Origin of the sequence: Paenibacillus zanthoxyli JH29, assembly GCF_000520715.1 — a bacterium.
Lineage (GTDB): Bacteria > Bacillota > Bacilli > Paenibacillales > Paenibacillaceae > Paenibacillus_AQ > Paenibacillus_AQ zanthoxyli.
Map to the genome: position 1 here is coordinate 19372 of NZ_ASSD01000557.1, position 19216 is coordinate 38587.

The 19216-nt window shown below is 52.9% G+C and carries 20 protein-coding genes; 3 read left to right on the top strand and 17 right to left on the bottom strand.

The features are described 5' to 3' along the window. Positions 1-166: 166 nt before the first annotated feature. The gene (locus L691_RS0121865; protein ID WP_025692442.1) at positions 167-1624 is read left to right on the top strand and encodes a hypothetical protein; all 1458 of its coding nucleotides are present in this window, start codon (positions 167-169) and stop codon (positions 1622-1624) included. Positions 1625-1764: 140 nt separating this feature from the next. Here the strand turns inward: L691_RS0121865 and L691_RS31525 are convergent, their stop codons facing one another. Beyond that, positions 1765-2019 carry an LSM domain-containing protein gene (locus L691_RS31525; protein ID WP_084654375.1) on the bottom strand — a complete coding sequence of 85 codons (255 nt, stop codon included), beginning with the start codon at positions 2017-2019 and terminating at the stop codon, positions 1765-1767. A gap of 177 nt (positions 2020-2196) precedes the next feature. Here L691_RS31525 and L691_RS0121870 point away from each other — a divergent pair, with 177 nt between their 5' ends. After that, positions 2197-3042 carry a MerR family transcriptional regulator gene (locus L691_RS0121870; RefSeq protein ID WP_025692443.1) on the top strand — a complete coding sequence of 282 codons (846 nt, stop codon included), beginning with the start codon at positions 2197-2199 and terminating at the stop codon, positions 3040-3042. A gap of 636 nt (positions 3043-3678) precedes the next feature. Here L691_RS0121870 and L691_RS0121875 read toward each other — a convergent pair. The 3 genes from L691_RS0121875 to L691_RS0121885 form a co-directional block, all read right to left on the bottom strand. Continuing rightward, a complete protein-coding gene (locus L691_RS0121875; protein WP_025692444.1) occupies positions 3679-4974 on the bottom strand; it encodes an Nramp family divalent metal transporter in 1296 nt (431 codons plus the stop codon). Positions 4975-5191: 217 nt separating this feature from the next. Continuing rightward, the gene (locus L691_RS0121880; protein ID WP_269634878.1) at positions 5192-6337 is read right to left on the bottom strand and encodes an MFS transporter; all 1146 of its coding nucleotides are present in this window, start codon (positions 6335-6337) and stop codon (positions 5192-5194) included. 58 nt (positions 6338-6395) lie between these two features. Beyond that, on the bottom strand, positions 6396-7199 hold the full coding sequence (locus L691_RS0121885) for an ABC transporter ATP-binding protein (RefSeq protein WP_025692446.1): 804 nt from the start codon (positions 7197-7199) through the stop codon (positions 6396-6398). 218 nt (positions 7200-7417) lie between these two features. Between L691_RS0121885 and L691_RS30840 the strand changes: the two genes are divergently transcribed. Beyond that, complete coding sequence (locus L691_RS30840) at positions 7418-8152, top strand: helix-turn-helix domain-containing protein (RefSeq protein WP_025692447.1); 735 nt, start codon at positions 7418-7420, stop codon at positions 8150-8152. 145 nt (positions 8153-8297) lie between these two features. Here L691_RS30840 and thiD read toward each other — a convergent pair whose 3' ends face one another. From thiD to L691_RS33080, 13 genes are all read right to left on the bottom strand, one after another. Then, a complete protein-coding gene (gene thiD / locus L691_RS0121895; RefSeq protein ID WP_025692448.1) occupies positions 8298-9110 on the bottom strand; it encodes a bifunctional hydroxymethylpyrimidine kinase/phosphomethylpyrimidine kinase in 813 nt (270 codons plus the stop codon). A 36-nt stretch (positions 9111-9146) separates the two neighbouring features. Then, a complete protein-coding gene (locus L691_RS0121900) occupies positions 9147-10646 on the bottom strand; it encodes an IMP dehydrogenase (RefSeq protein ID WP_025692449.1) in 1500 nt (499 codons plus the stop codon). A gap of 213 nt (positions 10647-10859) precedes the next feature. Next, complete coding sequence (larB, locus tag L691_RS0121905; RefSeq protein WP_025692450.1) at positions 10860-11615, bottom strand: nickel pincer cofactor biosynthesis protein LarB; 756 nt, start codon at positions 11613-11615, stop codon at positions 10860-10862. A 6-nt stretch (positions 11616-11621) separates the two neighbouring features. Continuing rightward, the gene (gene larE / locus L691_RS0121910) at positions 11622-12431 is read right to left on the bottom strand and encodes an ATP-dependent sacrificial sulfur transferase LarE (RefSeq protein ID WP_025692451.1); all 810 of its coding nucleotides are present in this window, start codon (positions 12429-12431) and stop codon (positions 11622-11624) included. Next, positions 12409-13821, bottom strand: a complete 1413-nt coding sequence (larC, locus tag L691_RS0121915; protein ID WP_025692452.1) for a nickel pincer cofactor biosynthesis protein LarC — start codon at positions 13819-13821, stop codon at positions 12409-12411. The genes larE and larC overlap by 23 nt, the downstream gene beginning before the upstream one ends. 3 nt (positions 13822-13824) lie before the next feature. Further along, on the bottom strand, positions 13825-14982 hold the full coding sequence (locus L691_RS0121920) for an aldo/keto reductase (RefSeq protein WP_025692453.1): 1158 nt from the start codon (positions 14980-14982) through the stop codon (positions 13825-13827). Positions 14983-15077: 95 nt separating this feature from the next. After that, positions 15078-15464: a MerR family transcriptional regulator gene (locus L691_RS0121925; protein WP_025692454.1), complete on the bottom strand. Its 387-nt coding sequence runs from the start codon at positions 15462-15464 to the stop codon at positions 15078-15080. A 175-nt stretch (positions 15465-15639) separates the two neighbouring features. Next, positions 15640-16683: a tagatose 1,6-diphosphate aldolase gene (locus L691_RS0121930; RefSeq protein ID WP_025692455.1), complete on the bottom strand. Its 1044-nt coding sequence runs from the start codon at positions 16681-16683 to the stop codon at positions 15640-15642. A gap of 88 nt (positions 16684-16771) precedes the next feature. After that, the gene (locus tag L691_RS0121935) at positions 16772-17422 is read right to left on the bottom strand and encodes an ABC-2 transporter permease (RefSeq protein ID WP_025692456.1); all 651 of its coding nucleotides are present in this window, start codon (positions 17420-17422) and stop codon (positions 16772-16774) included. Continuing rightward, positions 17415-17678 carry a hypothetical protein gene (locus tag L691_RS29790; RefSeq protein WP_025692457.1) on the bottom strand — a complete coding sequence of 88 codons (264 nt, stop codon included), beginning with the start codon at positions 17676-17678 and terminating at the stop codon, positions 17415-17417. Before L691_RS29790 ends, L691_RS0121935 begins: the two co-directional genes overlap by 8 nt. A gap of 138 nt (positions 17679-17816) precedes the next feature. After that, positions 17817-18197 carry a GntR family transcriptional regulator gene (locus tag L691_RS0121950; RefSeq protein ID WP_025692458.1) on the bottom strand — a complete coding sequence of 127 codons (381 nt, stop codon included), beginning with the start codon at positions 18195-18197 and terminating at the stop codon, positions 17817-17819. Between the two features lie 233 nt (positions 18198-18430). Next, a complete protein-coding gene (locus tag L691_RS33075) occupies positions 18431-18595 on the bottom strand; it encodes a hypothetical protein (protein ID WP_169733343.1) in 165 nt (54 codons plus the stop codon). A gap of 89 nt (positions 18596-18684) precedes the next feature. Further along, positions 18685-19216, bottom strand: a 532-nt coding sequence (locus L691_RS33080) for a metallophosphoesterase (protein WP_025692459.1), incomplete at its 5' end; no start/stop codon positions are given.

Sequence of the window (19216 nt, forward strand, 5' to 3'; positions counted from 1 at the left end):
ATCTTTCATCATATAAATTCCAAGTATCTTTATCTCAATTAGTATATCCCTCTTTAGAAGCTATCATAGTAGGGAAGACAGGTCAATTATTATCATTTTATAGCTTTTATCAGTTATAGTTATAAAGGAACGGCTATCGTTCATGCAGAGAATTGGGGGGAATCTTTTGCCGAGAAAAATAAAATGGTTAAAATCCGCTTACGTCCTGCTCGTTGCAGCGGTAATCCTGGGTCTGTTCCCTAAGTATTCCTATAATGATCCGGACACCTTCTGGCATATCGAGCTGGGGCGGTACATGCTTGAGCATCATACGGTGCTGCATCACGCGATACATACGTTTTACGGAGACAAGCTGCCTTATATCCCGCATGAATTCGGATTTCAAATCGTCGCGGCTGGATTGTACGAAGCATTGGGCTGGCCTGGCGTTTACCTGCTGACGGCTCTCTGTCTGTTCCTTCTGATCTGCGGGCTGCTTCAAATGGCCAAAATATCGCGCAGGGAGCTGGGATTTAGGGAGGACCATCCCCTCCTTCTGCCTTTTGTGCTGCTGATATCCGTCTGGATCTACTACAACTATTTCAAGGGCAGACCGCAGATGATCTCCTCCTGGATGATCGTATGGTTCTTTGTGTATTTGCGGAGATTCCAGATGCTACCTATAAAAAAATCCGCTGCGGCCATGATCGCCCTTTCCTTCGGGATCGCCAATTTCCATGCGGGCGTCTGGCTCGTTATCGTCGTGTTTACGGGTATGGCCTTTCTCGAAGCCTGGATCGCCGGAAAGCTGGATAAACGCCGCATTCTCGTCTTTGCCGGGGTGGTGATCGCTGGTCTTCCGAATCCGGGCGGCATCAAGAGCCTGCTGTACATTTTGACGGTAAGCAAGAATGACTTCAACATGCTGATTAATGAATGGCAGCCGATTGCGTTCGGCAAATGGGATACCTCGGCCATAACGCTGCTGCTGCTGTTTTTCGCTCTGACCCTGCCCTTCTCGCTGTACCGGAAACCGTTCCGGTTCTTTCTGATGCTGGGGATTCTGTACCTGGGAGTGTCGAACTTCAAGCAGAATTTGTTCATGTGGCTCTTCATTCCGTATTTTGCGGGGGCATTCTTTGAAGCCTTTCCCTGGATGCGGAAGGTGGATATCCGGCTTAAACCCCGTACAATCCAGGCTGCCTTGGCAGCGGGTCTGCTGGTCAACTGCATCATTAACTTCGCCGCTCCGCCGGCCGTAAATGCCCGAAGCTATCCTGTCGACGAAATGGCCTACATTCTAAAAAACCATGCGGGAACCGCACGTCCGAAGGTGCTGGCTCCTTACGGCTCGTCCGGCTACGTGATGTACCGCGGCGGCAATGTGCTGTGCGACGGCAGGCAGGACCCCTTCATTACAGATGAATCGCTCGGCGCATACGGCTGGACCGCTTTTGAACGGTCAATGTACGGCTTCTCCGATGTTTTGCCGGACATTGCGGATTACGACAAGCCCGAATACATCATCGTCCGCAGCACCGCCTCCTCCCGGCTGTTTGAAGGTTGGAGAAAGGCATTCGGCGAGCCCGTCTACAGGGGGCGTTTCGGCAGCGTATTCGCCTACCATGCTAAAACAAAAGGATGATCCGCCCTGCCTTCTTTTTATCCGTCTGAAAAATAGGATGGCCTGGCACTTCTCGTACGAGATAGCGTCAGGCCGTTTTTTTCTTGCTCATATACGGTTCGAATAGCTCTTTCTCCGGTGTTAATGGAGAACCGCTGACGTTAGATTAGCGCGATCGCAAGCAGAGTAAACAGGCTGAGGGTGATAATATCGCTACTAGAAAAACCATATCCATATCCATATCCATATCCATATCCATAAGGATAAGACGATGTTCTCACACAGCCGCGCTCAGGCTCCAGATAAACACAGTGTCTATCCACGTCTTTGATCACGCCTCTATACTCCCTGCCGTCTCTCGTCAGAATGCGAACCTTTCTTCCCTTGCATCTCATACAATTGTAATAGGCTTCCATTAGATCACTCCTCTCTTATACCTGCATAGTATGGCGAGTGAAGCATGCGGGAGACGGCTAACGTACAAGCGCGGCAGCTTTCATCAGAATTTCCGCAAATCTATTGACTCTCACAAGGTGGAAGGGTTTAGAGTTAAATTACATTCCGGAATGTGAATAACGGTACAAGGAGGCATAATGCTAAAAATCGGCGATTTTTCCAGACTGACAAGGGTTTCCATTCGTATGCTAAGGTACTATGACGAGATCGGGCTCCTGCCCCCTGCGGCAATTGACCAAAGCTCGGGATACCGCTATTATTCCGCCGGCCAGATTGAAACGGTCCATCGCATTAAGTCTCTGAGGGAAATAGGCTTCGGCTTTCCGGAAATCGGGGAATGGCTGAAGGAGAGCGGCAATACGCGGCGTCTGCTCGAATTATTGGATACGCGGAAACAGGAGATCACGGCAACGATTGAACAAGAGAATGAAAAACTGCTGCGCGTCGGCAGAATGCTTGAACATTTAACCAAGGAGGATTCAACTATGGACTATACCATCGCATTAAAAAGCGTCCCGGCTTACCGGGTGCTGTCTCTCAGAGACATTATTCCGGCATATAACGCGGAAGGCGTTCTCTGGGAGGAACTCACGCGTTTCGCGGAAGCAAGCGGCGTCAAGGCGCTCGGGCCCTGCTACGCGATCTATCACGATCAGGGGTACAAAGATCAGGATGTGGATGTTGAGGTAACGCTGCATATTGAGGGAGAAGCTGCCGGAACGGACCGCATTCGTGTGAAGGAACTGGAAGCGGAGCCGCAAATGGCGGTCCTGTTTCACAGCGAGACTTTTGAGGAGATGAGCAAGGCCTATCATACGCTGGGCGTGTGGATGGCGGAGAACGGTTATGACATGGCGGGACCGACCCGGGCGATTTATCACAAAGGACCTTGGTCGGAGAAGAATCCTGCGGATTATTTGACGGAGATTCAGGTTCCTGTGGCAAAAGGGGAATCGTTGTCCCTTGGCCCTGCAGCCGATTAAGCGTGGGGCTGTCTCCTGCTCTGGCTGAGGTTTCGAGCGCCAATTCCCTTTAAGGGATCGGGGCGGCTGCCGAAGAAGCTTGCGGCAGATGCCAATAAGCGGGACACCCGTTCACATTCAAGGTAAGGTGTTCGGTAGCGGGGATTGGTTGGCTGGTTGATTGGTTGCGGGCTGGCTGGTTGATGGGTTGCGGAGAATTCCTGCATTCATACATCTTTTTCCATGAAAAAAATCATCCTCCAAAACCCATTCCTGCAATAGCGCAGGTATTTCACCTCCTATCTCTCCGTTGCGGCCCACATGAACTGAAAGGATGCACATTAGCAGCCTTTGCTTCTTCCCACGCGAAATTCATCGGAAGAACCTGCACACTAGCAGGAATCTCCAGCCACCATGCACCGGACACACCCTGAACAGAAGTAGTGGGTACGTCGGTGGGTCGTCTATGGATTGGTCGGAGGGTTCGTGGGGGTTCATGGATAAGCCGGTTCGGAATTGGTAGGCTGGTGGGTTGGTGGCGGACATTCCTGCGTTTATACTTCTATTTTCGTTAATATCCTACCAAGTAAAAAACGGGTGCCGCCCTTTACGGACAACACCCGTTGCTCTTTTTCTAATACAGCTCGAATTCCGATGTTAAGCAATCAACGTCTCGGCAATCAAGAACAAATTCAGCGAGACGACAATACCGGCAATAACCCAGCCGAGCACCGATGTGATCCGGCGGTTGACCAGCCCGCCCATCAGCTTGCGGTCGCTGGTAAAGATAATAAGCGGAATCAGCGCAAACGCGATGCCGAAGGAGAGAATAACCTGGCTCATTACAAGCGCCCGGGTCGCATCGACGCCCGACAAGATAACAGCAAGCGGCGGAATGCTTGTAATCGCCCGGCGGAGATACAGATTGATTCTTTTATTGATGAACCCCTGCATAACGACATCACCCGCCATTGTGCCGACAGAAGCGCTCGAGAGCCCCGCAATAAGCAGACCCAAACCGAAGGAAATGGCCGTAACCGGACCGACCAACTGGCCGAATTGATGAAAGGCTTCATCCAGGTCCTCAACAGCAAGCCCGTTCTTGAAAAAAGTCGCCGCCGATACGATCACCATAGCCATATTAACCGCGCCCGCAATGAACATGGCAACCAGAATGTCGATGAACTCCAGCTTGAAAATTCTTTTCTTCTCCGCATCGTTTCTGCCGACAATCCGGTTCTGGGTGAGTGAGGAATGCAGATAGATCGCATGCGGCATGACGGTCGCCCCGAGAATACCCGCGGCCAGCAGCACGCTGTCGACGCCTTGGAAGCTTGGTGTCACAATGCCATGAAACACTTCGCCCACAGCCGGTTTAGCCATGATGACCTGAAAAGCGAATGCCAGCACAACGATCAGAATCATGGAGGCGATTCCCGCTTCAAGAGAACGGTATCCCCTCCGCTGCAGTTCAAGTATGGCAAAAGAACCGACCGCCGTGATCAGCGCAGCGGGCAGCATGGGAATGTCGAACAGAAGATAAAGACCGAGCGCCGCTCCTAGAAATTCCGCCAGATCGGTCGCCATAATGACCAGTTCGCTTTGTATCCATAAGAAGAAAGAGACTCTCTTGGGGAATCGGTCGCGCGCAACTTCCGGTAAATTACGTCCGGTCGCGATCCCAAGCTTCGCGGACAAGGACTGGATAAGAACGGCCATCAAGTTAGAGGCTGCAATAACCCAAAGCAGGAGGTATCCGTACTTTGAGCCTGCCGTAATATTGGTCGCGAAGTTGCCTGGGTCGAGATACGCGACAGCCGCGATAAAGGCAGGTCCAAGGAATGGCAGAATTCTGCTGAGTCCTCCACCCTTTCCTTGCATAGCGGAACGTGCGGCGAGAAGATGTCTTTCGTTTTGCTGGGCCAAGCCCATAGTCTGAGTACGTTCCATCATAGATCCTTTCCTCCTCGCCTAAAAAATTAGCCAAGCACATAAAAGTTTACCTTGTGCAACTTTTGGTATGATTATTATATTCTCCACTACTCCATTTGTAAACTTGCTCTTTGTAGTAAATTAAAAAAACACCCAAACTAATGATCGGCGGGTCAGCCGGACTGTTTGGATATCAAGAGTGGAATGATTTAGAGTATGATTCAGTGTTACAGTATCGTCAGCGCGCTTCGCCTTTCAAGTCCCAGACATAGACGGAAGCCGTGAGCAGAAGCCCGATGAAGGAAAACAGCGACCCGAACCAGGGCAGAGCCCCCAAACCAATATGCGTGATAATGAATCCTCCGAAAAAGGCGCCAAAAGCATTGCCTAAATTCAGCGCGGAATGATTTGTAGTCGAAGCCAGTGCCGGAGCGTCCTTCGCAAGCGTCATAATCCGGATCTGAAGACCGGGCAGGACTCCGAAAGCGCAGGCTCCCCACAGAAATATAGTGCCAACCGCGAGCGCCGGAACGTGAACCGAATACGCGAAAAATGCCAGAATGGCGGCCAGAAACGTGAAGCTCCCCAGCATCACGGGCATAAGCTTCCAATCGGCGAGCCTGCCTCCTATGATATTCCCCGTCATCACACCGACTCCGAACAGCACAAGAATCAAGGCGACGCTGCTCTCCGAGAACCCCGAGATGTCCTCCAGCAGTGGCGTAATATAAGTGAAGACGGTGAACAAACTGCTGCATCCCAGTGCTCCCGTCAGCAGAACCAGCAGCAGTTTTGGCTGCAGCAGCGCACGAAGCTGGCGTGTAAGGCTTGACGTCTCCTCCGCCTTGATTACGGGCACCAGCAGCAGAATGCCGGCAAGCGACAGCACGCCCATCACGGCAACGACTCCAAAGGACGCCCGCCAGCCTAGATGCTGGCCGATAAACGTCCCAATCGGGACGCCGATAATATTGGCTACGGTGAGACCGGCCATCATAATCGACACCGCCGCCGCGCGCCGTCCCCGCTTCACAAGACTTGCCGCAATTACAGAGCCGACGCTGAAAAAGGTTCCGTGAGCCAAAGCGGTAAACAGCCTTGCTCCCATCAGCACGTTGTAGTTCGGCGCAACCGCCGCAATGCCGTTGCCCAAAGTGAAGAAGATCATCAGCAGACAGAGCAGCTGTTTTTTCGGCAGCCTATGGGTCAGCATCGCCAGAATCGGGGCTCCGATGGCAACGCCCAGCGCATAGCTCGTAATCAGCTGCCCTGCCGAGGCGATCGACACATGAAGATCCTCGGCTACATTAGGCAGGATGCCCATAATTACGAACTCAGTCATTCCAATCGCAAAGGCGCCGAGCGTTAATGACAACAGCGCCAAAGGAAAACGCTCCTTGGCTTCGGCTCGGGGATTCGTGGGTAAGATGTTTCCATTGCGTTCATTCTCCTCTGTCCGGTCTGCTATTTCCGGGAAAAATATAAGTTCGGTCGCCGCTTTGTTCCACCGTGACAGGCGCTTCAAAAAACCGGCTGAGCGTCTCTTCGTTCAGCATGTGAGACGTTCTGCCGGAATCGAATACCCGGCCTTTTCTGAAGAGCAGCGTGTGGCTGAAGACGGGCAGAATTTCCTCCGTATGGTGGGTGACATAAATGAGTGAGGGCGCTTTTTCACTCATGGTCAGCTCTTCAATGCTCTCCAGCAGCCGTTCCCGGGCGAATAAATCGAGGCCGTTGCACGGCTCGTCCAGGATCAGAATTCTCGGCTCGGCCATCAGGGCGCGGGCGATCAGCACCTTCTGCTTCTCTCCCTGTGAACAGGTACGATACTCGCGGTTCCACAAATGCCCGCAGCCGAGGCGTTCCATTAATGCCCGGGCCCGTTCGAAATCCTCCTCCGGCGCATTAGCATACAGTCCGATCGAGGCATGCTTTCCGCTGATCACGACAAGCTGCGTCCGGTCTGATCCGTGCAGCTTCTCTTGAAGGGAAGAGCTGACCCAGCCGATGGACTTGCGGAGCTCCCGCAGATCAATCTCGCCGAACCGCTGGCCAAGCACATATATTTCCCCTTCGGTGGGCCAAATGTATCCGTTGATCATGTTCAGCAGCGTCGTTTTGCCTGAACCGTTCAGTCCCATCAGCGCCCAATTTTGCCCCTTTTCAATGCTCCAGTTTACCTGATCCATCAGCGTCTCTGTCCCTCTTTTCCAAGAGACATTGCTTACTTTCAACATGCTGTCCATTTCCTTGCAACCTCCTTTCTACTCCCAGAGATAATCACATCTGCATTAACGTATTGTAAACAATTCGATGTAAAAATGTCATTGTGAAAATTGCTCAATTCATCTGCAATTATTGCGATCATGCTATAATGGGACGGGGTGAACGCGAATGAAAATGCAAGTTGTGACGGAGAACATCGAGCTGTGCAGATTGGAAGAGCATTACGAAGAAGCTCCCCATGTTCATCAGAACTGTGCTGCTGACCTTCGCCGTTCGCGGCGGCTCCTCCGACATTAGCTGCGGCGCATCCGGGTTCATTCCGGAAGGCGAAGGAATCATTCACCAGCCGATGCAGGAGCATCAAATCCGGGTGGATAAAGGAAACCGCGCAATCGTCATTAAAATACGCCCTTCGCTGTGGGAGACTTTGCAGGTTAAGGAGGCAGATTGTATCACTGTGGAGCAAGCCATCAATCCCCAAGAATTGAACGCGGAGTTCAACCGTTGGATTTCCCCGCTATTTTTGACTGATGGGGATGACCGATATGGACGGAGTCTTACGGAGGCCAATGTGCTGCAATATCTTACACGCAATTTGAAAAGAGGGGCCTGTCCGGAAACGAGTCCTCCGTGTCTTCCGGAACTCGCCAGTACGGGAGATCGCTACATGGATCAAGTGTTCGAATACATACACCGCTCCTATACCTCACCGCTTCGCATTGATTTATTGTCGTCTATGGCTCTCCAGAGCCGATATCACTTTATCCGCTCCTTCAAAGCGGCGACCGGATTCACCCCTTATCAGTACATTCTTCGTCTGCGGATTGAGCGCGCCAAGTATGAGCTCGAATATACCGAAGCTACAATTTCTGCGATCAGCGCGGGCCTCGGCTTTGCTTCAGCCAGCCAATTTTATCGCGCATTCGTCAAAATCACCGGCATGGCTCCGGAACAGTACCGCCAGGGCCGATAGATGGGCTGAATCGGCTGACAGCGGGACTCAGCTTCCAAGCGCCCCCCCCTTTCACCCCCTTACAAACCCAAAGAGGAGCGGCCCGTAGTCATGAACGGGGCCGCTCCTCTTGTATACTGTGCATGTAGTTCCCGGATTAACTTGATTACCGGTTCAAACGGTAGCCCCCGTGAAACACGGGGCCTACATATTCATTGAAAGCATAGCCTGCGCGGATCGCCGCCGTAACGAAATCCTTCGCCTTGCGGGCGGCTTCACGGGCCTCAAGGCCGGTTGCAAGACCTGCCGTGATCGCGGCGGCAAAGGTGCAGCCCGCACCGTGATTGTGCGCCGGCTCGATTTTATCCGTCTCGAATACCGTATACCCGGCTCCGTCATAGAACAGATCCACCGCCTTGTCTCCGCCAAGCGCTTTGCCGCCCTTGATCACTACCGTCTTCGCCCCCTGGCGCTGAATAATCGCGGCGGCCTCCTTCATTTCGTCCAGCGTTGTAATCTTACCGATGCCGGACAGCACTCCCGCCTCGAACAGGTTCGGCGTAATGACCGTAGCGAGCGGCAGCAGCAGCTCACGGATCGCCTCAGCGCTCTCGGGATTAAGCACTTCGTCCTCGCCTTTACAGACCATGACGGGATCAATGACCACATTTCCCTGACGGTTGCTCTTTATGGCCTGCTCCGCCACCTGGACAATCTCCGGGCTGCCCAGCATGCCCGTCTTTAGGGCATCTACCGGTCCGCCGGCGAAGACCGTCTTTAATTGCTCCGCGACCAGCTCGGGGTTGACGGGATACACATGATGATGCCAGCCGTTATCCGGGTCCATCGTCACGATGGTTGTAAGTGCGCTGAATCCATAGGTTCCATATTCCTGAAAGGTCTTCAGATCCGCCTGGATTCCCGCGCCGCCGCTTGAATCGCTCCCGGCAATGGTTAATGTCTTCACTATTTTGCTCAATGCCAACTACCCCTTCTGCTTTTTGGTGTTGTTTTGTTACTCTCCCGAAAAATTGGTTTCTTTCATAATAACATCATGCGCGCCGCCCTCAACGAGACTGGTTGCGGAGACAAGGGTAATTCTCGCGTTCCGCTGCAATTCATCGATGGATTTCGCGCCGCAGTTGGACATCGTCGACTTGATCTTGCTGATCGTCTTATCCAGATTCTCCTTGAGGCTTCCCGCGTAAGGGACGTAAGAATCGACGCCTTCTTCAAAGACCAGCCCCGACTTTCCGCCGGTATCATATCTCTGCCAGTTCCGTGCCCGGTTGGAGCCTTCGCCCCAGAATTCTTTGACGAAGTTGTTTCCGACTTTCAGCTTCTTCGTCGGGCTCTCATCGAACCGTGCGAAATACCGGCCCATCATGACAAAATCAGCTCCCATGGCAAGCGCAAGCGTGAGGTGATAATCGTGAACGATTCCTCCGTCCGAACAGATCGGCACGTATATGCCCGTTTCTTTATAATACTGCTCCCTTGCCTCCGCAACCTCGATAAGCGACGACGCCTGTCCTCTGCCGATCCCCTTTTGCTCACGCGTGATGCATATCGATCCGCCGCCGATCCCTACCTTCACAAAATCGGCGCCGGATTCAACGAGATACAGGAAGCCTTCCTTGTCTACGACGTTCCCGGCTCCGATCTTCACATTGAAATTCTCTTTGACGTAAGCGATGGTGTCGCGCTGCCACTCCGTATACCCGTCCGACGCGTCAATCACGAGGATGTCGGCGCCCGCTTCTACAAGGAGCGGCACCCGCTCTTCATAGTCCTTCGTGTTGATGCCGGCTCCGACGATATAGCTTTTATTGCCGTCCATCAGGGCCAGCGGGTTTTCTTTATGAGCGTCGTAATCTTTACGGAAAACAAGACTTTCCAGCCGCTGCTCCCCGTCCACGATCGGCAGACAGTTCAGCTTGTGCTCCCAGATCATGTCATTGGCTTCAGGAAGGTTGATGCCGGACTTTCCGACAATCAGGGAAGAGAACGGCGTCATAAGTTCACTTACCCGTTTGTCCAGCGGATCACGGCTGATTCTGTAATCCCGGCCGGTTACGATTCCCAGCAGCTTCCCTGTCGGTGAACCGTCATCGGTAACAGCGATTGTGGAATGTCCCGTCTCCTCTTTCAGCTCAAGCACATCTTTCAAGGTATGATCCGGGGTCAAATTGGAGCGGCTAACCACAAACCCGGATTTATACTCCTTTACCTTACGGACCATGGCCGCCTGGTCTTCCGGGGATTGGGAACCGAAAATGAATGAGATGCCGCCGCAGCGGGCTAGTGCAATCGCCATTTGATCATCGGAGACCGACTGCATCACCGCCGACGAGAACGGGATATTGAGGGAAATGTCCGGCTGCTCGCCCTTTTTAAATTTGGTGATCGGCGTTTTAAGGTCCACGTGTGCAGGGGTGCAATCCTTTGTCGTTAAATTCGGAATCAACAGAAATTCGCTGAACGTCCGGGAAGGTTCCGGGTAATAGTAGGCCACCTTTTTCCACTCCTTATTAAAAATTCCTCACATCATAACGTCAACTAATCCATTTGTCAATGCAAAATGTGTGAGCATGTTATTCGTCTGTGAACTATTACATTACGCCAAAAGGCACGGCCTCCCGGATCGTCTCCGAGAGGCCGTGCCTGGCAAGATTTATGGCTGGCATCTTCCATCCGGAATAGCCGGCCTTCCTATCATTTGCTCGGCTTATGAACCGGCAAGCTTGTTGATCATGCTGGCGCAGTACGCGCCGCCGTAGCCGTTGTCGATATTGACCACGCTGACTCCGCTGGCGCAGCTGTTCAGCATGGACAGCAACGCCGACAGCCCGCCGAAATTGGCCCCGTAACCGATGCTGGTCGGGACGGCGATGACGGGCTTATCGGTGAGGCCGCCCATGACGCTGGCCAGCGCCCCTTCCATTCCGGCGACAACCACGACGACCTTGGCTCCCCGGATCACGCCCAGCTTATCGAACAGCCGGTGAATCCCGGCAACCCCCACGTCGTTGATCTTCTCTACACGGTTCCCGAGAATGAGGGCCGTTTCCACGGCTTCCTCGACGACCGGGAGGTCGGAGGTTCCCGCTGAGACAATCGCAATATAACTGTCGGTCAGCTCCACCGGTCTGCGGCGGACGGTGATCGTCCGCCCGATCGGGTTGTACTCCGCTTCGGGACAGATGGCCTTTACTGCTTCATACATCTCGGCGCTCGCCCGTGTGCCCAGAATGTTGTTATCTCTCGTGAGCATGTATTCGACGATTTGCCGCACCTGCTCCACCGACTTCCCGGCGCAGTAGATAACCTCCGGCGCGCCGGTTCTGACTTCCCGGTGATTGTCGATCAGTGCGAAGCCGAGGTCTTTGAAAGGCAGCTCTTTGAGATCTTCCAGGGCTTCTTCCACTTTGATCTCGCCATTTTGTACGGAGATAAGCAGCTTCCGAAGCGCTTCATTGTCCATGCCGCTTCACCCCGTGATACCGATTGCGGCGTTCAGGCTGCCCGTCCGGTAGCCCGCCAGGTCAAGGGAGACATAGCGGAAGCCGAATTCCTTCAGCTTTTCCGAGATCCGGTCCATAAGCTCCTCGTCGAACAGCCTGCTGCGGTCGCTCCGGTCCACTTCGATGCGGGCCAGATCGTCGTGGCAGCGGACCCGGATAGCGCGGAAGCCAAGGTCCATCAAATATTTTTCCGCCCGTTCGATCTTCTCGAAATCCTCTATGCGCAGCTCACTGTCATACGGGATACGCGTTAACAGGCAGGCATACGGCGGCTTGTCCCAAGTGGGCAGCCCCAACTCCCGGGACAGGCTGCGGATCTCCGCCTTGGTCAGCTTACAGTCGAGCAGCGGGCTCTTGACTCCGAGCTCGGCGAGCGCCCTTAGCCCCGGCCGGTAGTCATGGATGTCGTCAAAGTTAGTGCCGTCGATAACATAGTGGTACCCGCCCTTCCCGGCCAGTTCCTTGATCATGCTGAACACTGCGGTTTTGCACAGGTAGCAGCGGTTATCAGGGTTATATCTGATTTCGTCAATTAAGGGAGCCTCGATAATCTCGTAATCGACGCCGAGCCCCCGTACAAGCTCCTTGGCCTCTTCGATTTCCCATTTGGGAATATAAGGGGCAAGGATCGTGACGGCCTTCAGCCGGTCGCCTAACGCTTCCTTGGCTGCGCGCAGCAGAAAGGTGCTGTCCACCCCGCCGGAAAATGCAAGCACCACCCGGTCGAGCTGCTTCAAATAATCGAGTAGGGCCTCATATTTCGGGTTGCGATTCATCCAAATTCACCTCATAACCAGTATAAATTTCGCGGTAAATCTTCGAGATCGGGACGCCGTTTGCCAGCGCCAGCCTTTTACAGTCTTCGTATTCCGGCTTGTATTTGACAAGCTTTCCTTCATAGTAGGAGTTCTTGATCGTCACCTCGCCGTACCGGGTGTTATGCTTAACGAAGCTGCGCTCAAGCATAGCTTTGCCGACCGGGAATTTGCGTACGCCGAGGGAAGTCGTCTCCTTGAAAATAACCTCCAGCACGTCCTTTTCCCGCTTCGGGCCGACGAGTACGCTCAGCTTGACGGCGGGGCGGCCCTTTTTCATGATGATCGGAGTCTTGAACACATCGGAAGCGCCCCTGGCAAAAAGCTGCTCCTCCACGTAGCCGTACAGCTCGGGATTCATATCGTCGATGTTCGTTTCCAGCAAAATCGGTCCGGCTGCGGCGCTTTCCTTCTTGTCCTCCATCCGTCCCAGGTAAACCCTTAGCACGTTGGGGATCTCCAGATCCCGGTTGCCGAGTCCATAGCCGACCGCCTCCATCACGAAATCGGGCTTGTCGGTAAACTCATCCACCACTGCGGCCAGAATCGCAGCGCCCGTAGGCGTCGTCGTCTCGAACGGAACGAGACCGGCCTTCACCGGAATGCCTTTCAGAATCTCGACGGTCGCCGGCGCAGGCACCGGAATCAGCCCGTGCTCGCAGCGGACAAAGCCGCCGCCCACCTGAACCGGAGAAGCCAGGATTTTATCCACTTGAAGGTAGTCGAGGCAGATGGCGGCTCCAACGATATCGACAATGGAATCCACCGCGCCCACCTCATGAAAATGGACCTCCTCCAGCGGTTTGCCATGAACCTTCGCTTCCGCGAGGGCAACCTGCATGAAGATTTTCATGCTGAGCTCCTTTACCTGGTTAGGCAGCGAACTGGCCCGGATGATTCGCTCAATATCCTCAACATTGCGGTGATGATGGCCGTGAGGGTGATCGTGGCTATGGTCATGCTTATGGGGATGGCCTTGCTCATGGTGATGAGTGTGCTCCTGGATGTGAGTTTGCTCATGGGTGTAATTATGCTCGTGTACATGTTCGTGTACATGTACATGCTCGTGTCCGTGAACATGTTCATGCTCGTGCCCATGTTCGTGTCCGTGTTGCGCATGTTCAGACCCTTGGTGCGGACCGTGTTGGTCTCCTGTCAGCCGAATGTCAACTTTGATGCCGCTGATTCCCTTTTTGAGCGCTTTGGCGATGGTAACTTCAAATTCCCCGTTCAGGTTCAGCTTGGCGATCTCTCGAAGGAAGTAATCGGCATCTACTCCGGCATCAAGAAGCGCGCCCAAATTCATATCTCCGCTGATGCCCGCAAAACAATCGTAATAGAGAATGTTCATCGGTTAAGCGAAGACCTCCGCCACATGCTTCAGCTCTTCGATGATGGGCAGGTTCTGCGGGCAATGCTCCTCGCAGGTGCCGCATTCAACACATTGGGATGCCCGTTCTTTCTCGGAAATCCGGGCAGCGTAGGTTTCCTTCAGCATGTTCTTCTGGAAGTCGTTATCTAGTAAATAATACTCGTTCACATAGGTGAAATTGCCCGGAATGTTCACTCCGGCCGGACAAGGCATACAGTAGGCGCAGCCGGTGCAGCTGACTCTCGTCTGGCGGAAAACGTTCCGCGCTTCATTCACAACATCCAGCTCCTGCTTGCTTAAAGAACCGGAATACGCTTCGTTTGCAATCTTTAGGTTTTCCTCTACCTGCTCCATGGTACTCATGCCGCTTAAGGTAACCGCCACATCCGGGTTGTTCCACACCCACCGCAGCGCCCATTCAGCGGGCGTCCGCTTTATGTCGGCCTTGTCGAAGGCCGCCTGCACGCCGTCCGGAATGTCGCGAACCAGCCTGCCGCCCCGGAGCGGTTCCATGACGGCGATGCCGATGCCTTTGCCCGCAGCGTATTCCAGACCTTCGATTCCGGCTTGGAAGTATTCGTCCAGGTAATTGTACTGCACCTGACAGAAGGTCCAGTCGTAGGCATCGACGATTTCTTTGAACACCGGCAATTCATCGTGGAACGAGAAGCCGGGGTAACGGATTCGTCCGTCTTTTACAGCCGAATCAAGGAATTCAAAGATGCCGAGTTCTTTTACAGTCTTCCAGGTTCCGGCGTTGAGCGCATGCACCAGATAGAAGTCGATATGGTCGGTTTCCAGACGCTCCAGTTGTTCGTTCAGATAGCGGTCCATATCCTCCCGTGTCCGAATCAGCCAACTGGGCAGCTTGGTAGCGATATTCACTTTGTCACGGTATCCATCCTTAAGCGCCCGGGCGACGAAAGGCTCGCTCTCCCCCGGTCCCCCCATGCCGTCTCCATGATATGGATAAGCGGTGTCCACATAATTGATCCCGTTGTCGATACCATAACGAAGCATCGCGATCGCTTGATCATCGTCGATATTGCGGGCGTTGCCCTCAATTACGGGAAGCCGCATGCAGCCGAAGCCCAGAACGGAGACCATTTCGTTTGTCTTGCCATATTTGCGGTACAACATGGATAAATTCCTCCTAAACAAATTAGTAGTGGTTAGCGGCTGCTGGCTTGCCGAAATAAAATAATGTGATATTTTTCACATAAAATGCCGTGCGATCATACTTTTTCCGCCGCTTGTTCCCTTTCACGGACCAAATTTTCGTACCATAGTGTCTTGTGCGTAATTTTCTCCAAAAACGATTTCATTTCCTCCACCTTCCGCTCCGTCGAGCGCTGGTGGTCTTGCAGAATTTGCAGCCGTTCCCTCATGGTGTGGTCGCCCTTGAAAGCCAGCTCGGCAAAATGCTTCACCTGTACCACAGGCATTCCGGTGTCCCGCAAGCAGCGGATAAAATACAGCCAGTCCAGATCCTCCGGCTCAAACAGCCGATTTCCCCGCTCATCCCGTTTCAACGCCTTTAAAAGTCCTTCCTGCTCATAATACCTCAGGGTATGGACGGTAAGACCGATCTGTTCGGCCGCTTCCTTGATGGTTAAGGCCATCCGCGTATCCTCCTTTCTGCTTCCGGACTCAATTTCGTTTTTATCATACACCTTCGAGTGCACTTGAAGTCAATACCGGATTTCAAGTTCTGTAAAATGTGTGAGCAAGTTCCATTACGCAAAAAAACGGCCTCAACAGACGAAAAACGTCCGCGAAGCCGTCTTGCCTTCAAGATTAAACTCCTGTTTTTTCCCGTTCCACAACCTCGATCTTGTCTTTGCCGCCATAGAAATCCCACCAGGGGGTCGCGGCCTTCGACAAAATTTCACCCATACGGATCATTCGCCGTACACCCTCGTCCTTCAACCATTCCCGCAGTGCTTCGGCTCCATGCTTCCCGTAGATCTCAACGCCGTCCTGCCAGGTTGCCCGTCCGCACAATACGCCCGAGAAAGGAACCCCTGCTTCTCCGGCCAGCTCCAGCGTCTCCATGAACGTGTCATTGGTGACGCCCGCGCTCAAATAAATGAACGGTACGCTTGTCAGACCCGCCGTAGTCTTGAAATGCGCAATCGCCTCTTCGCGCGTATACACGGCTTCGCCGCCCGCGCCCGCCCGGGTACCCGCCACATACTTCAGGTTAATCGGAACCTCCACTTTCAGCACGTCGATCTTGTACTTCGGCTGGGTGAATTCCCGCATGTATTTTTTCACCTTGTCCGGCTTGGCTTTGGCAAATTCCGCGCTTGCGGAGTCCCTGAGGGTATCGCTGTAGGTGACGGCCTCGAAGAAAAACGGGATATCGACGGAATCGCATTCCGCTCCGACCCGTTCAATAAAAGCATGTTTAATCGTGTTGATCTTCTCGTCATCGTCCGGGTCGTAATACATCAGGATTTTGACGGCATCGGCGCCTTTCTCCGCATATCGCCGCACCGACCATTCCGGCAGCAAATCCGGCAGACGTCCTTTTTCCGTGGCGTCATAGCCGGTTTCTTCATAAGCGATCAGCAGACCAGTATCCTTATGACGAGCAGCCGCCGCATCCCAGCCGTATTCCGGGTCGAGCAGAATCGCGCTGGAATATGGTGTCAGTTCCTCCGATACCAGGCGCTTGAATTCAGCGACATGCCGTGCATCGGCTTCGCCTCCAAGCGCGCGCCCAAGCGATTTTCTAAGCGATCCCCGCTGATCAATCGCCGTCGCCACAAACAGCCCCCGGTCATCGGACAGCTTGAGGAGCCGGTCGTATTTTCCTTTGGATATTCTTACACTCATCTATCGTTCCTCCTTCATCTCCTAATATGGCCCAACAGTTGCCCCGCTATTTCGTATTTAACCGTCAGGATGGAGATCAACCAGGAAACTACAAATCCCGGGTGGAGAACAGACGCAAAGAGATAAGGTAAGAAGCCGTGATAAATACGATGTAGACGGCACCTCCGAGCAGCCATTTTTCGAGACCCAAAGCCGAACTGTCCTGAATAAACGCCTTCAATCCCGGAATCGCTTTAATGATGTCTCCCAGATTCATCATGCCGAAGAAGATGACCAAAAAGAACGCGGTATTCACATATTGAGCTCCCTTAGGTCCGAGCAAATAATATAGGGGCAGGTAAACCGAGGCCATCAGCGGTACCAACAGAATGGAAACTCCCAGCTCTCTCCAGTTCATACTCTGGCTGTCATGCCCCAGCTGTGTCAGTACCAGACTGAACACCAGCGCAAAAGCTACACCAATCAAGAGAAAGGGCAGGACCGATACATATTTCGAGGCAACGATCAAGCTGCGGGGTACCGGAAGACTGAGCGAGAATCTAATATTCACATTTCGGATATCCTGCAGGCAAGAGGTAAGGAGCATCATCATGGTGGGGAAAATTACAAGCAGACTCACACCGAACTGGGCGATTTTCGTATTCATAACGGACACAAGAATGAGATAGGGAACAATAAACAGCAGATAATTTCGGGACAGCATAAAATCTTTGCGAATCAAAGAAACGAGATTAGACATGCGCCTTGCCTCCTTTTACAGTGAAATACATAATGTCTTCCAGCGTCGGCGCCTCCAGTAGCGCACTTCCCTGAAAAACCTTTTCCGTTTCCCGCCGATCCGGCGCCAAGGCTTCGAACCCGTGAGCCCCTTCCCTTACTCCGACAAAATACTTCTTAACATCCTTGTCCAGCAGCTCGCGCCCGCCTTTGACCAGCACATACCGTTCCAGCACTTCATCCTTGCTGTCGCTGAAGACGACTTTCCCCCGGTTCATAAAAATGATATAGTCTGCGATCCGGTCCAGATCCGTCGTATTATGAGTGGAGAAGACGATCGACTTGTTCTCGTCGAGAATATTTCAGCGCAAACCGTTCAAAAGACTTCGAAACTCCCCGAATTTCCACCACATTACTCATTCTTGCTCCTCCTCGCCCAGCGTCTTGAATATGTCTACCATTTCCGCAAACCCGATCCCCAGCAGTCTGCTCTCCTCCAACACTTCTTTCATCTTGTCCTCCAAAAGCCGGTATCGCTGTTCACGGATATACTGCTGATTCATGCCGGACACAAAGGAGCCTTTTCCTACGAGCGAGTCCACCAGCCCTTCCCGCTCTAGTTCTTCGTATGCGCGCTTTGTCGTAATGACGCTGATCTGCAAATCCTTGGCCAATTGACGGATCGAAGGCAGAGGGTCCCCCGCGGCAAGCTCGCCCTGCAAAATCAACTGCCGAATCTGGCTTACAATCTGCGCATAAATCGGTTCTCCCGATGAGTTGGACAAAATAATGTTCATCCTTCACCTCATTCCGCTGCATTGTAATTAATGTATATATAATATATATACAATATATCCATTCTTGTCAACGATATTCCCCTCTTTTTCTGCAATTGGGCTTCAACGAAATCAAAAAAGCACACCCTGCGCTTGTGGCAGAATGTGCATAAAAAAGACACCGGATACCGGTGCCATGCAAGATTTGCTCTATTCGTATTTGCTCCAGCCTTAATTTTGTTCGCCGTATAGTCTTATTCGTAGGAGCTTTGCTCGTTTTCCTTATAGCCTTTGTCTCTACGCAGCATTTCCTTGCGCCGGTCCATTTGCTCCTGCTCCATCTGATTGGCCTCGTGGGATGTTGGCGCTGTCTTCTCCAAATCTTTTACCGTGTTGATCAAATTTTTGTCGGGACTCATGGCAATTCTCTCCTTAACCATTCTTTGATACCTTGAATAGTGTTTCGGTCAGGAAGGAAAATTATGCATGATCGCCTTAAGAAGCTTCATTAATTGGTGTTAAGCGACAGGCCGATGATCTCCGACCGGCTGGCGAGACGGATGGGCGGACCCCATGTTCCGTATCCGGATGAAACAATAACATGCAGATTCTCTTTATTCAGATAGCCCCAGTCCAGCTCGAATAGGCGTCTTGTAATCCAGTGGATGGGCGCGATTTGTCCCCGGTGCGTATGGCCGGAGAGAAGCACATCGACGCCGGCCTTGGCGGCGGCCTCAAATCCTGTCGGCTGGTGATCCATCATGATGACGGGACGCGTCAAATCCAGACCTTCCAGCAGAGAGGCGACACTCTTGCGGCCTTCGCTGTCCATGCTCTCCGCCGCTTTGTCCTTCCTGCCTACAATATACACTCCGGCGGTCTCGGCTACCTCATCCTGAAGCACGTGTATGCCGACTTCGTTCATTAGATCCGTATATTTCTTGATGTCCCCGCCGTAATATTCATGATTGCCCAGCACGGCGAACACGCCGTAACGGGCCTTCAGCTTGCCCAGCTGCTCGCTCATCCGGTGGCGGGCG

What these genes read in the sequence shown, in the direction of transcription:
- larB (WP_025692450.1), bottom strand. Translation starts at nt 11,615, where the DNA reads ATGGACAATGAAGCGCTTCGGAAGCTGCTTATCTCCGTACAAAATGGC.
- larC (WP_025692452.1), bottom strand. Translation starts at nt 13,821, where the DNA reads ATGAACATTCTCTATTACGATTGTTTTGCGGGCATCAGCGGAGATATG.
- L691_RS29790 (WP_025692457.1), bottom strand. Translation starts at nt 17,678, where the DNA reads ATGAACCGGGGGAAAGTCGTCTTCAGCGACAGCAAGGATGAAGTGCTG.
- L691_RS0121930 (WP_025692455.1), bottom strand. Translation starts at nt 16,683, where the DNA reads ATGAGTGTAAGAATATCCAAAGGAAAATACGACCGGCTCCTCAAGCTG.
- L691_RS0121875 (WP_025692444.1), bottom strand. Translation starts at nt 4,974, where the DNA reads ATGATGGAACGTACTCAGACTATGGGCTTGGCCCAGCAAAACGAAAGA.
- L691_RS33075 (WP_169733343.1), bottom strand. Translation starts at nt 18,595, where the DNA reads ATGAGTCCCGACAAAAATTTGATCAACACGGTAAAAGATTTGGAGAAG.
- L691_RS0121870 (WP_025692443.1), top strand. Translation starts at nt 2,197, where the DNA reads ATGCTAAAAATCGGCGATTTTTCCAGACTGACAAGGGTTTCCATTCGT.
- L691_RS31525 (WP_084654375.1), bottom strand. Translation starts at nt 2,019, where the DNA reads ATGGAAGCCTATTACAATTGTATGAGATGCAAGGGAAGAAAGGTTCGC.
- L691_RS0121920 (WP_025692453.1), bottom strand. Translation starts at nt 14,982, where the DNA reads ATGTTGTACCGCAAATATGGCAAGACAAACGAAATGGTCTCCGTTCTG.
- L691_RS0121935 (WP_025692456.1), bottom strand. Translation starts at nt 17,422, where the DNA reads ATGTCTAATCTCGTTTCTTTGATTCGCAAAGATTTTATGCTGTCCCGA.
- L691_RS30840 (WP_025692447.1), top strand. Translation starts at nt 7,418, where the DNA reads ATGTTCATCAGAACTGTGCTGCTGACCTTCGCCGTTCGCGGCGGCTCC.
- L691_RS0121950 (WP_025692458.1), bottom strand. Translation starts at nt 18,197, where the DNA reads ATGAACATTATTTTGTCCAACTCATCGGGAGAACCGATTTATGCGCAG.
- L691_RS0121925 (WP_025692454.1), bottom strand. Translation starts at nt 15,464, where the DNA reads ATGGCCTTAACCATCAAGGAAGCGGCCGAACAGATCGGTCTTACCGTC.
- larE (WP_025692451.1), bottom strand. Translation starts at nt 12,431, where the DNA reads ATGAATCGCAACCCGAAATATGAGGCCCTACTCGATTATTTGAAGCAG.
- L691_RS0121885 (WP_025692446.1), bottom strand. Translation starts at nt 7,199, where the DNA reads ATGGACAGCATGTTGAAAGTAAGCAATGTCTCTTGGAAAAGAGGGACA.